Here is a 12230-nt window from a genome sequence, read left to right as displayed (position 1 = left end):
CCACCTGGATTCCAGCTTTCGCCGGACCAGCTTTCGCCGGAATTGACGGTTTGGGACAGCAGGATCCCCGAGGCATGAACGCTGAGCGCCGATAGACCTCAAGCCATTTCCCAACCTGCCTCTGTCCGCTTTACGCCGAACACGGCGGGGATGACCGGATCGTCCAAAACAAGGTCCGGATCGCCGTCCGCGACGATCCGGCCCCCCTGCATCACGATCAGCCGGTCCGCATGCGCCGCCGCCATGTCCAGATCGTGCACCGCGATCATGACCGCGCGCTTGCCGATACCAGCTTCGTCGCTCAGCCGCTCCATCATCCGGATCTTCCACAGCGGATCGAGGTTCGCCGTCGGTTCGTCGAGCAACAGCACGTTCGGCCGCGCGACCAGCGCCCGGGCCAGCAGCACGCGCGCCCGTTCCCCCGTCGAAAGCCGGTCCATCCGCCGGTCCGCGAGTTCCGCCATGCCGAGCGAAGCGAACAAGGCTTCCCGGTCGCCGCCGCCCGCGCCCGCCGCGCCGAGCATGACCACGTCGCGGGCAAGCAGCGGCCAGGCGATATCGCGCGACGCGGGCAGATAAGTGAGCGCCCGTGCCCGTTGCTCCGGGGCCAGCCTGTCGACATCCTTCCCGCCGACTTCTACCGTCCCGGCGGGTTTTCCGATCCGCGCGAGGGCGTGGAGCAGGCTGGTCTTGCCGCTGCCATTGGGCCCGATCAGGCAGGTGATCTTGCCCGCTTCCAATTGGAAATCGGTCGGCTCGAGCCGCCCCGCAAGCGCAACCGTGCGTGCTGTGAGGATCATCGCGCCAGCCTCCAGCGCATGTGGAGAACGAGCGCGAGGAAGAAGGGGGCGCCCAGGATCGCCGTCACCACACCGAGCGGCAGGGTCCGCCCCATCGGCGCCAGCCGCGTGAACAGGTCCGCGCCGAGGAGGAGCGTACCGCCGATCAGCGCCGAGGGGAGGATGGCTCGCCCCGGATGCCCCGCCACCAGCTTGCGCGCGAAGAATGGCCCGACCAGCCCCACGAAGCCCACCGCGCCGCACACCGCCACGCAGGCGCCGACGCCGATCGCGGCAAGGCTGATCGTCACGACGCGCAGCCGCTGGATGTCGTGCCCCAGCGACTGCGCGACCTCCTCGCCCAATGCCAGCGCGTCGAGCGGCCCGGACAAGCGGGTGAGCAAGGCGATGGTCAAAAGGCCCGGCACCGCCGCGAAGGCCGCCTGCGCCAGGCTGCGGTCGACGACCGAACCCATCAGCCAGTCGTAAGCGTCGTAAAAGGCGAAGGGGGAGGGGGCGAGCGCCAGAGCGAGCGTGGTTGCCGCTCCGGTGAGAGCGCTGATCGCAAGTCCCGCCAGCAGCACTGTCGCCGTCTCGGCGCGGGGCCCGGCGAGAAGGAGCAGCGCCGCGAGCGCCGCCAGCGCTCCGGCCACGGCGCCCAGGGAAATGGCGATGGGCGCGGTGAGGCCAATCAGATAGGCGGTCACGACCGCCCCGAACGCCGCGCCGCTGCTGGCCCCGGTCAGATCGGGCGAGGCGAGGGGGTTGGCGAACAGGGCCTGGATCGCCGCCCCCGATGCGGCCAGCACGGCGCCGTAGATCAAGGCGAGCAAGGCGCGGGGGAGCCGCAACTCCACGACCAGAGAAACCGCAAGGCCGCGATCCTCGGCGATCAGGCTCGCGACGATGTCCCAGGGCAAGGCGATGGACAGCAGAAAGAAGAAGGCCGCCAGAAGGGCGAGGAGGATAAGCCGCCGCGTCATGCCGATACCGCCCGGCGGATGCGCTCGATCTCGGGAACGAGGCTCGGCCCCATGCAGGTCCAGCGCCGTCCGTCGGTCGTCAGGGTCTTCGCCTTCCCCGCCCGCCGCGCGAGCGGATGGGAGAGCCAGCTCTGGTCGCCCGAATATTGCGCGCTCCGATAGGCGCTGCGCAGCAGGATCGCGGGCGGCCGCGCCAGCAATTGCTCCAGCGTCACCCGATCGCCCTGCAACGCGCGCTGCTTGAGGCCCGCCAGCCGCATCCAGTCCGCGCCGAGGCCCGCGGCGGGCAGGGACAGCCCCTTGCCGCCCATCCAGATCGCGTCCTGCGCCGTCTTGGGCGCCGTCCGCTCCAAGGCCGCGATCCGCCGGGTCAAGGCCGATCCGGCTTGGGGCCGCTCCAGCGCTGCGGCCACCGTCCCGATGCCCGCCTTGAGGTCGCTCAGCGACATCATATAGGGTATCGCCACCAGCCGCGCCCCGATCCGCTTGGCGAGCCTTTCCGTATCGCGCCCGCCGCCGCCCATGCTGAAGACGATGTCCGGCCGCGCGCGCACGACCGACAGCAGGCTGCCGTCGTTGGATGCATAACGGCGCGCCTGCCGCCAATAAGGCGTCTCGTGCGGATTGCGGGAAAGATAGGATAAGGAGACAATCTGCCCCGGATCGGCCAGCGCCATCACCAGTTCGTCCGTGCAGAGGTTGAGCGAGGCCACGTGCGCCGGGGCGGAGAAAGCGGGCGAGGCGAGCGCCGCCGCGATCAGCATCACTCCCCTCCGCACCCGCATCCTCTTCCTCCACGCGACATCGTTCGCCGTCTCGAAGGAACTCCGCAAGCGGGAGTGCCGCGCATCATGGCTGGACCCGGCCCGATGCGGACGACATGGGAAGGCAGGTCTCCTGGCTTTGCCCCGATGCCGGGGCGTTCACAGTTGCGGGCACAGCGCCGGACGTTCCCCGGCTTCCCTTTTCACCCTTTTGCAAGGGCACCTTCACCGCCGCCCTGCTATCACGCCGCCGCCGCTTGTCAATTCAGGGAGGAGCCTGTAGAGGCGCGGGCGACTTCCACGGGCTGGTCGGAACCAGCCGCATTTCAGGAAATACGCATGAAGGCCGATACCCATCCCGATTATCACATGATCAAGGTGCAGATGACCGACGGCACCGTGTTCGAAACCCGCTCCACCTGGGGCAAGGAAGGCGACACGCTGCAGCTCGACATCGATCCCACCGCCCATCCGGCCTGGACCGGCGGCACCGGCAAGATGCTCGATTCGGGTGGCCAGGTCGCGCGCTTCAACAAGCGCTTCGGCGGCCTCACGCTCGGCAAGAAGTAAGGGATAAGCGGGGGCGCGTGGTTCCGGTCCTCGAAACCGCGCGCCTCATCCTGCGGGAAAACCGGCCCGGCGACCTGCCGGCCATGGCGGCGATGCTCGCCGATCCCGAATTCGTCCGCTTCATTGGCGGCAGGACCGCGTCGCGCGAGGAAGCATGGCGCAAGCTCCTCGCCAATTTCGCGCTCTGGGATTTCCTGGGCTACGGCTATTGGGCCGTGGAGCGGAAGTCCGATGGCGAAATGATCGGCCAGGTCGGCTTCGCGGACTTCAAGCGCGACATGAACCCGAGCATCGAAGGCTTGCCCGAAATGGGCTGGGTTTTCGCCGTCCACACACACGGTCAGGGCTATGCCGCCGAATCCACCACTGCGGCGATGGCCTGGGCGGACGAAAACCTGCGCGGACAGGATATCGTCGCCATTATCGACCCCGCCAACACCCCTTCGATCCGCGTCGCCGAACGCCTCGGCTTTACGGAGCGGTCCGACGCGACCTACCGCGAGGATCCAATCCTCCTCTTCCGCAGACCCGCTCGTTCTTAATTCCTTCCCCCTTAATGGGGGAGGGTTGGGGTGGGGGTGATGTTTCCGGAAGGAAGGAGCTCTACGCCGTAGATCACCCCACCCGGCCTCCCCCATCAAGGGGGAGGGGTTAGATCGAGTTTGATCCCAACCCCGGACTCCCCGTCCCGGAAACCTGCCGTTTCCCATCGATCACGATCGGCGAAGCCACCCCCGGCATCCCATCCACGTCGATCCGCATCCCCCGCGCCACGACCTGCGGATCGGCAAACACCTCTCCAACATCGTTGATCGGCCCCGCAGCCACCCCCGCCGCCGCCAGCGCCGTCAGCACCTCGTCCTTCCGCCGCAGCGCAAGGGCAGGGGAGAGTGCAGCCACCAAAGCCTCCCGATTGCTCACCCGATCGGCATTGCTCCGGAACCGCGCATCCCCCGGAAGCGCCGCCAGCCCCAAAATCCCGCACAATTTCGCGAACTGCCCGTCATTGCCAACCGCGACGATCACGTGCCCATCCGCTACCGCGAAGGTCTGGTAGGGCGCGATATTGGGATGCGCGTTGCCCATGCGGTGCGGCACATCGCCCGACACCAGATAATTCATCGCCTGATTGGCCAGCACCGCGACCTGCGTATCGAGCAAAGCCATGTCGATATGGCACCCCTGGCCCGTCTTCTCCCGCCCGATCACCGCGGCAAGGATTGCATTGGCGGCATAAACCCCGGTGAAGATGTCCGCGAACGCGACCCCGATCTTCTGCGGTTCCCTGTCCGCTTCGCCGGTCAGGCTCATGATCCCGCCCATGCCCTGGATCATGAAGTCATAGCCCGCCCGCGCGGCATAGGGGCCGGTCTGCCCGAAGCCGGTGATCGAACAATAGATGAGGCGCGGGTTCGCCTTCGACAGGGTCGCGAAGTCGAGGCCGTATTTGGCGAGGCCGCCGACCTTGAAATTCTCGATCAGAATGTCCGCTTCGGCCGCCAAAGCCTTGACCCGCGCCTGGCCGTCCTTCGTCTCCAGGTCGATCGCCACCGACGATTTGCCCCGATTGCAGCCATGGAAATAGGCCGCACTGCCGTCCGCCGCGAAGGGCGGGCCCCAGCCGCGCGTGTCATCGCCCGATCCCGGCCGCTCGACCTTCACCACCTCCGCGCCAAGATCGGCGAGCAGCTGCCCCGCCCAGGGCCCCGCGAGGATGCGGGCGAGCTCGACAATTTTCAGGCCCTGGAGTGGCTTGTCCATTCGCTTGCCCTTTATCTTTCCTCGCCACTCCAGCGAAAGCTGGAGTCTAGGCGGTGCTGCCATCCGCAGAGGCGCTCGGCCATGGTCCAGACTCCAGCTTTCGCTGAAGTGACGACCGGGTGGTTGAATTCAAAACGCCGAAATGCCCGTAATCGCGCGGCCGAGGATCAGCGCATGCACATCGTGCGTGCCCTCATAGGTATTCACCGTCTCAAGGTTCGCCGCATGGCGCATCACCTGGAATTCGGCGCTGATCCCATTGCCGCCATGCATGTCGCGCGCGACGCGGGCGATGTCCAAAGCCTTGCCGACATTGTTGCGCTTGATCATCGAGATGGTCTCGGGGATCAGCTCGCCCTCATCCATCCGCCGCCCGACGCGCAGCGCCGCCTGCAGCCCTAGCGTGATCTCCGTCACCATGTTGGCGAGCTTCAGCTGCACGATCTGGTTGGAGGCGAGGGGACGCCCGAACTGCTTGCGGTCGAGCACATATTGCCGCGCCGCATGGAAGCAGGCCTCCGCCGCGCCCATCGAGCCCCAGGCGATCCCATAACGCGCCCGGTTGAGGCAGCCGAATGGGCCCTTGAGGCCGCTGACGTTGGGCAGCAGCGCATCTTCCGGCACCTCCACCCCATCCATCACGATCTCGCCGGTGATCGAGGCGCGGAGCGACAGCTTCATGCCGATCTTCGGCGCGCTGAGGCCCTTCATGCCCTTTTCCAGCACGAAACCCCGGATCGCGCCGTCATGCGCGTCGGACTTCGCCCACACCACGAAAACGTCGGCGATCGGCGAATTGGTGATCCACATCTTCGTGCCGCTGATCCGGTAGCCGCCGTCGATCTTCTCCGCCCGCGTGCGCATGCCGCCCGGGTCCGACCCTGCATCCGGCTCGGTGAGGCCGAAACAGCCGACCCACTCGCCGCTGGCGAGCTTGGGCAGATACTTCTTCCGCTGTTCCTCGGAGCCGTAGGCATGGATGGGGTGCATGACGAGCGAGGATTGCACCGACATGGCCGACCGGTACCCGCTGTCGACGCGCTCCACCGCGCGTCCGATCAACCCGTAAGCCACATAATTCAGCCCCGCCCCGCCATATTCGTGCGGGATCGTCGCGCCGAGCAGGCCAAGTTCCCCCATCTCGCGCATGATCTCGCGGTCGAAATGCTCGTCGAGATAGGCCTCCGTCACGCGCGGCTGCAATTTCTCCTGCGCATAACCTTCCGCCGTGTCGCGGACGAGCCGCTCTTCGTCGGTAAGCTGGGCGTCGAGCCCGAACGGGTCCGCCCAATCGAACGGCATGATCTTCGCTTCGGCCATCGTTCCTCTTCCCGAAAACACTGCGCTTGCGCCTAGCCCGAAGGGAAGGGAGAGTAAATGGAGCACCCTAATTCCGCCTTCCCAGATCCACCGTTCTTCCGGCTATGCGGCGCGAATTTACCCTTTGTTCGGGAAGCAGTCTTATTCAAGCCGTCCGGCTCTATGCCGTCATATACGGAACAAGAGTGGGGTGGATGCCGAAGAAGAGGCCATTCAGCAGGGACGTCATGCTTCCGACGGCAGCGGTCGTGCTGCTCGTCGCGCTGTTGGTTGGCGGCGTTCTTTTCCTCTCCACCAATAGGGTGGACGCGCTGGCGACCGAACGGCAGATGAAGCTCGCCTCGCTGGTCCTCGATCAAGCCATGACGTCCACCGCCCATGATCAGGAAGCATCCACTTATTGGGACGATGCCGTCGTCAACGTCACCGCTCCCAATCCCGATCTCGACTGGCTCGACAACAATCTCGGCATCTGGTTCCACACTTATTACGGCCATGACGAAGCCTACATCCTGAATGCCCGCAATATGCCCATCTACGCCATGCGCGCGGGGCGGCGGACGCAGCCAGACGATTTCGCGCGCGTGTCGACCCAGGCGCAGCGCATGGTGGGGGGGCTCCGGGAATTGATGCGTTCCGGCTGGGACGATGCCGTTGCGCCGGGCAGCCAGACGCCCGGTATGATCGACGTCGGGATCGTCAACGGACATCCCGCCATCATCAGCGTGAAGCCGATCCTGTCCGAAACGGGCGCCGTGCCGCAGCGGCAAGGGGCCGAATTCCTGCATGTCAGCATCCGCTACCTCGATGGCAACCTGCTTCAGGAAATGGAGCGTGAATACTGGTTCTCCGGTGCTCAATTCCGCTGGCGGCCAGCCGAGGATGCGGGTTACGTCTCACATGCCATTCGGACGCGAAGCGGGCAGGTCATCGGATATTTCTGCTGGCGGCCCTTCACGCCCGGCGCGGAAGTCGCGACGACCATGCTGCTCGTGCTCGGCGCCGGGCTCGCGCTCATCGCGATGCTGGCGGGCTGGCTGCTCCTCCGGATCCGCAGGAGCACGCTGGAATTGCAGGCGAGCGAGGCCCAGGCCCAGCATCTCGCTTTTCACGACGCGCTCACCGGCCTGCCCAATCGCGCCTTGTTCAACGACCGCCTCGACATCGCCCTGGGCCGCGCGCGCCGGGGGGAGGAGGTGGCGCTGCTCCTGCTCGACCTCGACCGGTTCAAGCATGTGAACGACACGCTCGGCCACCAGGCGGGCGATGCTCTCATCCGCGAATTTTCCGGCCGGCTCGCCCAATTGCTTCGTGAACATGACACTGTCGCGCGCCTTGGCGGTGACGAATTCGGGATCGTTTTATCCGGCATCGACAGCGACTGGAATGTGGCATCGCTCTGCGAACGAATCCTCGATGCGGTGCGGAAGCCTTTCGATGTCGTGGGCAGCGAAGTCTATGTCGGCGTCAGCATCGGTGTCGCAATGGCGCCCGCCGATGGAACGGAGAGGGGAGACCTGCTGCGCAAGGCAGACATCGCCCTCTATCGCGCCAAGGGGGAAGGGCGCGATTGCTACCGCATCTTCACCCGCGACATGGACGAAAGCGTCCGGATGCGCGGCTCGATCGAGGAAGACTTGCGTTCCGCCCTCGCCACCGGAAAGGGTCTCTACGTCGCCTATCAGCCTCAAGTGGCGGGCCGGCGGATCGTCGGCGTCGAAGCGCTGATCCGCTGGCAGCATCCGGAACGGGGGCTCATTACCCCGGAACAATTTATCGGCGTCGCGGAAGAAACCGGGCTCATCGGGCGCCTCGGCGAATGGGTGCTGGAACAGGCCTGCCTTGCCTCGCTTCTCTGGCCGAAAATCTACGTGGCTGTGAACCTGTCCGCCGTGCAGTTTCGCGCGGCCGACTTTGCCGATCGCGTGCTGGCGATCGTCCGCGAGACGGGCGCCGTCCCTCAACATATTCAGCTGGAAATCACCGAAGGCGTCCTGCTGGGCGAAGATGCCATGGTGATTGACGCGCTCCGGAAGCTGCGGGCGGCTGGGCTCAAGATCGCGCTCGACGATTTCGGCACCGGCTATTCTTCCTTGCGCTACCTTCGCCGGTTCGAAGTGGACAAGATCAAGATCGACCGCAGCTTCGTGAAGCATCTCGGCCACGCGGCGGATTCTGCCGCCATCGTCTCGGCGGTGGTCAATCTCGGCCACGCCATGGGCCTCACCGTCACCGCCGAAGGTGTTGAAACCGACGACCAGAGGCGCTTCCTCGCCAAAGCCGGGTGCAATGAAATGCAAGGCTTCTTCTTCTCTCAGGCCTTGTCCGAAGGCGATGTCGCGAAATTGCTGAAAAGCAGGGGCGGTCCCAGGGGGAAGATCAAGGCGGCCGCATGAAATCCGCCCTCGCATTTCTCTTGGTATGGCTATCCGCACCGGCGGCGGCGCTTTCCGGGGAGCCGCCCGCCTCCTCTCTGTCGGTGAGCGCCGAGCTGACCCTCCATTCGGACTACCGGTTTCGCGGCATTTCCCTGTCGGATCGCAAGCCCGCGTTCCAGGCCGATGTCGCGCTGGAGCATGACAGCGGTTTCTATGCGGGCCTGTGGAGTTCCACCCTTTCCGAAACCGAGGGCGGCGCGAAAATGGAGGCCGATCCTTATATCGGCTATTACACTGAAATAGCAGGCGGCTTTTCGGCCGACTTCACGCTTTCTTATTACGATTATCCATCCGACAGCGGCCTCAACTATGCCGAAGCGACGGCGGTGTTCGCTTATGCGGCCGGGCCGCTCTCGCCCAGGCTGGAGCTGAACTACGCACCCAGGCAGGCCGCGCTGGTCGGCGAGGACGGAAGGAGGGGCGACAATTTCTACGCCAGCGCCGGGCTCGATTATGCCTTGCCGGGCGCCCCCGTTACCCTGATCGCGCAAGCGGGCTATGAACGGGGGGTCTACGACTACCGGGCGAATGGCGGAAAGACCGATTGGTCCCTCGGCCTTCGAATGGATCAAGGCCCGGCCAAGATTGGCCTTACTTATATCGACACTGATCTGTCCGTCCGGAATGCGGATGGCCGTCAACTCGCTGGTCCGGCTCTTCTGGCATCGTTGGCCCTCGCCTTGTGAAGCGCCTATTCTCACGCAATGGCACGGGATCGGTAAAAAGAGCGATTTTATCGTGGTGCATTTCTTTAACGAAACGATATGATCTTGCCGATGACTAAATCTTCTGCTGCTCCAGCCTCCTCTTCATTCACGCTCGTTTCCCGTCGCAAGGCGTTGTTGATGGTATCGGCATCGGCTCTGCTGGCCGCATGCGGCGGGGATTCGCCCACGCCCCCACCGCCGCCGCCGCCGCCACCTCCTCCACCGCCGCCTCCAACACCCCCGCCTCCGCCGGGGCCGGCATGGTATGGCTATGGCCGGAACGCGCAGCATACCGCGGCGAGCGCGATCGCGTCGCAGGATCTCACCCGGGTGGCGTGGACGGCTCCGGTCGATCTCGCGCCGCAATATACGGCGGGCGGCGCCCTGCTGACCCATTACGGCTCGCCGGTCGTGACGACGGGCAATGTCATTGTGATTCCGGTGAAGACGGGGGCGACTGGCGGCTATCGCATCGAAGCGCGCACCGGCACGACCGGCGCGCTTTTGTGGCAGGCAGATAGCGATTACGCCACGCCGCCGCGCAACTGGCTGCCGCCGTACAACCTGCTTCTCACGCAGCAGGGCCGCCTCTATGCGCCGGGCGCCGGCGGCAAGCTGCTGGTCCGTGACAATGCGGAGGCGGCGAACGCGGCGACGGCGACGCAGGCCTTTTACGGCATCGCCGCCTACAACGCCAATCCTGCGGCCTTCAACAACAGCGTCTTCATCAACACGCCGCTCACGGCGGATGCGCAGGGCAACATCTTCTTCGGCTTCGTCGTGACCGGCGCGAATCCGGCGGGGCTCGTCAGCGGCATCGCCCGGATCGCGCCCGACGGCACGGGCATCTGGGTCGGCGCCACCGCGGCGGCCAACGATGGGCTTGAGCATAAGCCCGTCATGAACTGCGCGCCCGCCCTCTCGAACGATGGCAGCACGGTTTATATCGCCGTGAACCGGGGTTCGACGAACGCGTTGCAGAGGGGCTATCTGCTCGCGCTCGACAGCACGACGCTCGCGACTCGCGCCAAGGCCGAGTTGCGCGACCCCAATACGAACGCCCTTGCCCGCCTCAGCGACGACGGCACGTCTTCGCCGGTGGTCGGCCCGGACGGCCGCGTTTTCTACGGCGTGCTGGAATCGCAATATCCGGCCCACAATGCGCGTGGCTGGCTGCTGCAGTTCGATGCGATGCTCAATCCGGTGGGCGTGCCGGGCAGCTTCGGGTGGGACGTGTCGCCCAGCGTCATTCCGGCATCGATGGTGCCGTCCTATACCGGCACCTCGGCCTATTTGCTCGCGCAGAAATACAATAATTATGTCGGGGCGGGGACGGGTGACGGCCTCAACCGGATGGCCGTGCTGGACCCGGGGGCGAGCCAGCCCGACCCGATCGTGGCGAATGTGCAGGTGATGCGCGAAGTGATGACGATCCTCGGTCCGACGCGGGACGGGGTCACGGCCAATTCGCGGCGCGAATGGTGCATCAACACGATGGCCACGGACCCGCAGCGCCGTTCCGTCCTCGCGAATAACGAGGATGGCGTGATGTACCGCTGGGATCTGGCGACGAACACGCTGTCGCAAAGCGTGCGGCTCAATGCGGGCCTCGGCCAGGCCTATACGCCCACCTTGGTGGGCGCCGACGGCGGCGTCTACGCGATCAGCAACGCGACCCTCTACGCGATCCGCGCGACTTAGCCATTCTACCGCCGGAACGGATCGCTGAAGCGGGGATCGGTTGTGAGGGCGGGGTCGTTCAGCGTCGTCAGGAAGGCGGCGAGGGCGGCCTTGTCCGCCGCATTGAGGTTCAAGCGGCGCGGCTTGCCGTTTTCACGCAGGCGCTTGTCGAGCGCGGGACCGTCCTGAATGCCGCGATCGTAAAAGTCGATCACCTCTGACAGGGTCGCGAAACGGCCGTCATGCATATAGGGCCCGGTGAGCCCCGCGCTGCGGAGCGACGGCGCCTTGAACAGGCGTGTCTCACCGGGGTCGAGGCCATTGCTGCCCGCATCCGCCGCCAGGGCGAAGGTCGGCGGCATGTGGCAGGAGGCGCAGCCCGCGCCGCCTTGTCCGGCACCGGTCATGAACAGATGGCGGCCGCGATTTTCCTGGGGGCTGAAATTCGGCAGGTCGGCATCCAGCGCCCGGTTCGGCGCGGCTGGCGAGAAAACCCGCGCATAGCCTTCGTCCCACCGGCTCGTGCTCGATATCATCGCTCGCACGAAAGTGGCGAGCGCCTGCTGGATGCGCGGCTCGGTGATTTCGGGGCTGCCGAACGCCCATGCGAAGAGCTCCGGATAATAAGTCGTCGCGCCCATCTTGCGGATCAGGTCGTCGAATCCGCCCGCCGCGCCGCCCCAGCCCAATTCGACCAGGCTGTGGAAAGGCTGGCTCGCCTGGGCCTCCACATTCGGCGCGCGCCGGTCCCAAAAGGTGGAGCCGGGCTGCCAATACCGCAGATTGCCGAGCCGCATCGCATGGAAATCGGTCGTGGCGGCGGTGCTGATGCCGTTGCTGAACCGCATCGGATCGGTGAAGCCGAGCGCCTGCTGGTGGCAGGAGGCGCAGGAAGCCCTGTCATTGGTGCTCAGCCGCAAATCGTAGAACAGCACGCGTCCCAGCGTTGCTATCCGGTCGTTGTCGGCATTGGGCGCCGGGCTGTTGTCCAGCGCCGCCACTGTCCCGTCGAAATAAGCGGGAAGCGCGGGCCTCGAATAATTGGCGACGTTCGCGAAATCGATGGTGGTGAGGTCCGCGACGGCCTTCGGGGTCGCGGGCGGCATCGTGTCCGCGCCGCCTCGCCATAGGGCCAGCGCCAGTATCGCCGCCGCCGCGATCATGGCCCATCGTGCCATGCCTCCCAGGCGCATCATCCTTCCCCCCTCATTGCCGTCCCGATTCCCAT

General features: G+C 65.7%; 12 protein-coding genes and 1 riboswitch. Of the genes, 5 read left to right on the top strand and 7 right to left on the bottom strand.

Annotated features, from left to right (window positions below):
• Positions 1-98 precede the first annotated feature (98 nt).
• Genes IC614_RS03740 through IC614_RS03730 form a run of 3 tightly spaced genes read right to left on the bottom strand, consistent with a single transcriptional unit; the run spans position 99 to position 2526 of the window.
• Entirely contained in the window at positions 99-800 is a 702-nt protein-coding gene (locus tag IC614_RS03740) for an ABC transporter ATP-binding protein (RefSeq protein ID WP_200972440.1), read from the bottom strand.
• A complete protein-coding gene (locus IC614_RS03735) occupies positions 797-1762 on the bottom strand; it encodes a FecCD family ABC transporter permease (RefSeq protein ID WP_200972438.1) in 966 nt (321 codons plus the stop codon). Before IC614_RS03735 ends, IC614_RS03740 begins: the two co-directional genes overlap by 4 nt.
• On the bottom strand, positions 1759-2526 hold the full coding sequence (locus IC614_RS03730) for an ABC transporter substrate-binding protein (protein WP_200972436.1): 768 nt from the start codon (positions 2524-2526) through the stop codon (positions 1759-1761). The genes IC614_RS03735 and IC614_RS03730 overlap by 4 nt, the downstream gene beginning before the upstream one ends.
• A gap of 106 nt (positions 2527-2632) precedes the next feature.
• Positions 2633-2768, bottom strand: a riboswitch (cobalamin riboswitch).
• Between the two features lie 97 nt (positions 2769-2865).
• Between IC614_RS03730 and rpmE the strand changes: the two genes are divergently transcribed.
• Together rpmE and IC614_RS03720 are read left to right on the top strand one after the other, a co-directional pair.
• Positions 2866-3096 carry a 50S ribosomal protein L31 gene (gene rpmE / locus IC614_RS03725; protein ID WP_200972434.1) on the top strand — a complete coding sequence of 77 codons (231 nt, stop codon included), beginning with the start codon at positions 2866-2868 and terminating at the stop codon, positions 3094-3096.
• A gap of 17 nt (positions 3097-3113) precedes the next feature.
• Entirely contained in the window at positions 3114-3638 is a 525-nt protein-coding gene (locus IC614_RS03720) for a GNAT family N-acetyltransferase (RefSeq protein ID WP_200972432.1), read from the top strand.
• Positions 3639-3747: 109 nt separating this feature from the next.
• On the opposite strand, the gene IC614_RS03715 is transcribed toward IC614_RS03720, so the two are convergent.
• Both IC614_RS03715 and IC614_RS03710 read right to left on the bottom strand, forming a co-directional pair.
• Entirely contained in the window at positions 3748-4857 is a 1110-nt protein-coding gene (locus IC614_RS03715; protein ID WP_200972430.1) for a CaiB/BaiF CoA transferase family protein, read from the bottom strand.
• Positions 4858-4986: 129 nt separating this feature from the next.
• Positions 4987-6177: an acyl-CoA dehydrogenase gene (locus tag IC614_RS03710; protein ID WP_200972428.1), complete on the bottom strand. Its 1191-nt coding sequence runs from the start codon at positions 6175-6177 to the stop codon at positions 4987-4989.
• A gap of 227 nt (positions 6178-6404) precedes the next feature.
• Between IC614_RS03710 and IC614_RS03705 the strand changes: the two genes are divergently transcribed.
• Both IC614_RS03705 and IC614_RS03700 read left to right on the top strand, forming a co-directional pair.
• The gene (locus IC614_RS03705) at positions 6405-8573 is read left to right on the top strand and encodes a putative bifunctional diguanylate cyclase/phosphodiesterase (RefSeq protein ID WP_226372717.1); all 2169 of its coding nucleotides are present in this window, start codon (positions 6405-6407) and stop codon (positions 8571-8573) included.
• Positions 8570-9301 carry a TorF family putative porin gene (locus tag IC614_RS03700; protein WP_200972423.1) on the top strand — a complete coding sequence of 244 codons (732 nt, stop codon included), beginning with the start codon at positions 8570-8572 and terminating at the stop codon, positions 9299-9301. Before IC614_RS03705 ends, IC614_RS03700 begins: the two co-directional genes overlap by 4 nt.
• Before the next feature lie 65 nt (positions 9302-9366).
• On the opposite strand, the gene IC614_RS03695 is transcribed toward IC614_RS03700, so the two are convergent.
• Positions 9367-9510 carry a hypothetical protein gene (locus tag IC614_RS03695; protein ID WP_200972421.1) on the bottom strand — a complete coding sequence of 48 codons (144 nt, stop codon included), beginning with the start codon at positions 9508-9510 and terminating at the stop codon, positions 9367-9369.
• Between the two features lie 142 nt (positions 9511-9652).
• Between IC614_RS03695 and IC614_RS03690 the strand changes: the two genes are divergently transcribed.
• Positions 9653-11023 carry a hypothetical protein gene (locus tag IC614_RS03690; protein ID WP_200972420.1) on the top strand — a complete coding sequence of 457 codons (1371 nt, stop codon included), beginning with the start codon at positions 9653-9655 and terminating at the stop codon, positions 11021-11023.
• 5 nt (positions 11024-11028) lie between these two features.
• Here IC614_RS03690 and IC614_RS03685 read toward each other — a convergent pair whose 3' ends face one another.
• Positions 11029-12180 carry a cytochrome-c peroxidase gene (locus IC614_RS03685; RefSeq protein ID WP_207791152.1) on the bottom strand — a complete coding sequence of 384 codons (1152 nt, stop codon included), beginning with the start codon at positions 12178-12180 and terminating at the stop codon, positions 11029-11031.
• Between the last annotated feature and the right edge of the window lie 50 nt (positions 12181-12230).

It is taken from the genome of Sphingosinicella flava (assembly GCF_016025255.1).
GTDB classification, from domain to species: domain Bacteria; phylum Pseudomonadota; class Alphaproteobacteria; order Sphingomonadales; family Sphingomonadaceae; genus Allosphingosinicella; species Allosphingosinicella flava.
The sequence above is the reverse complement of the archived record's forward strand: the minus strand, read 5'-3'. Positions and strand labels throughout refer to the sequence as shown.

Coding starts and splice junctions, on each gene's coding strand:
- IC614_RS03740 (WP_200972440.1), bottom strand. CDS start 800: ATGATCCTCACAGCACGCACGGTTGCGCTTGCGGGGCGGCTCGAGCCG.
- IC614_RS03735 (WP_200972438.1), bottom strand. CDS start 1,762: ATGACGCGGCGGCTTATCCTCCTCGCCCTTCTGGCGGCCTTCTTCTTT.
- IC614_RS03730 (WP_200972436.1), bottom strand. CDS start 2,526: ATGCTGATCGCGGCGGCGCTCGCCTCGCCCGCTTTCTCCGCCCCGGCG.
- rpmE (WP_200972434.1), top strand. CDS start 2,866: ATGAAGGCCGATACCCATCCCGATTATCACATGATCAAGGTGCAGATG.
- IC614_RS03715 (WP_200972430.1), bottom strand. CDS start 4,857: ATGGACAAGCCACTCCAGGGCCTGAAAATTGTCGAGCTCGCCCGCATC.
- IC614_RS03710 (WP_200972428.1), bottom strand. CDS start 6,177: ATGGCCGAAGCGAAGATCATGCCGTTCGATTGGGCGGACCCGTTCGGG.
- IC614_RS03705 (WP_226372717.1), top strand. CDS start 6,405: ATGCTTCCGACGGCAGCGGTCGTGCTGCTCGTCGCGCTGTTGGTTGGC.
- IC614_RS03700 (WP_200972423.1), top strand. CDS start 8,570: ATGAAATCCGCCCTCGCATTTCTCTTGGTATGGCTATCCGCACCGGCG.
- IC614_RS03685 (WP_207791152.1), bottom strand. CDS start 12,180: ATGGCACGATGGGCCATGATCGCGGCGGCGGCGATACTGGCGCTGGCC.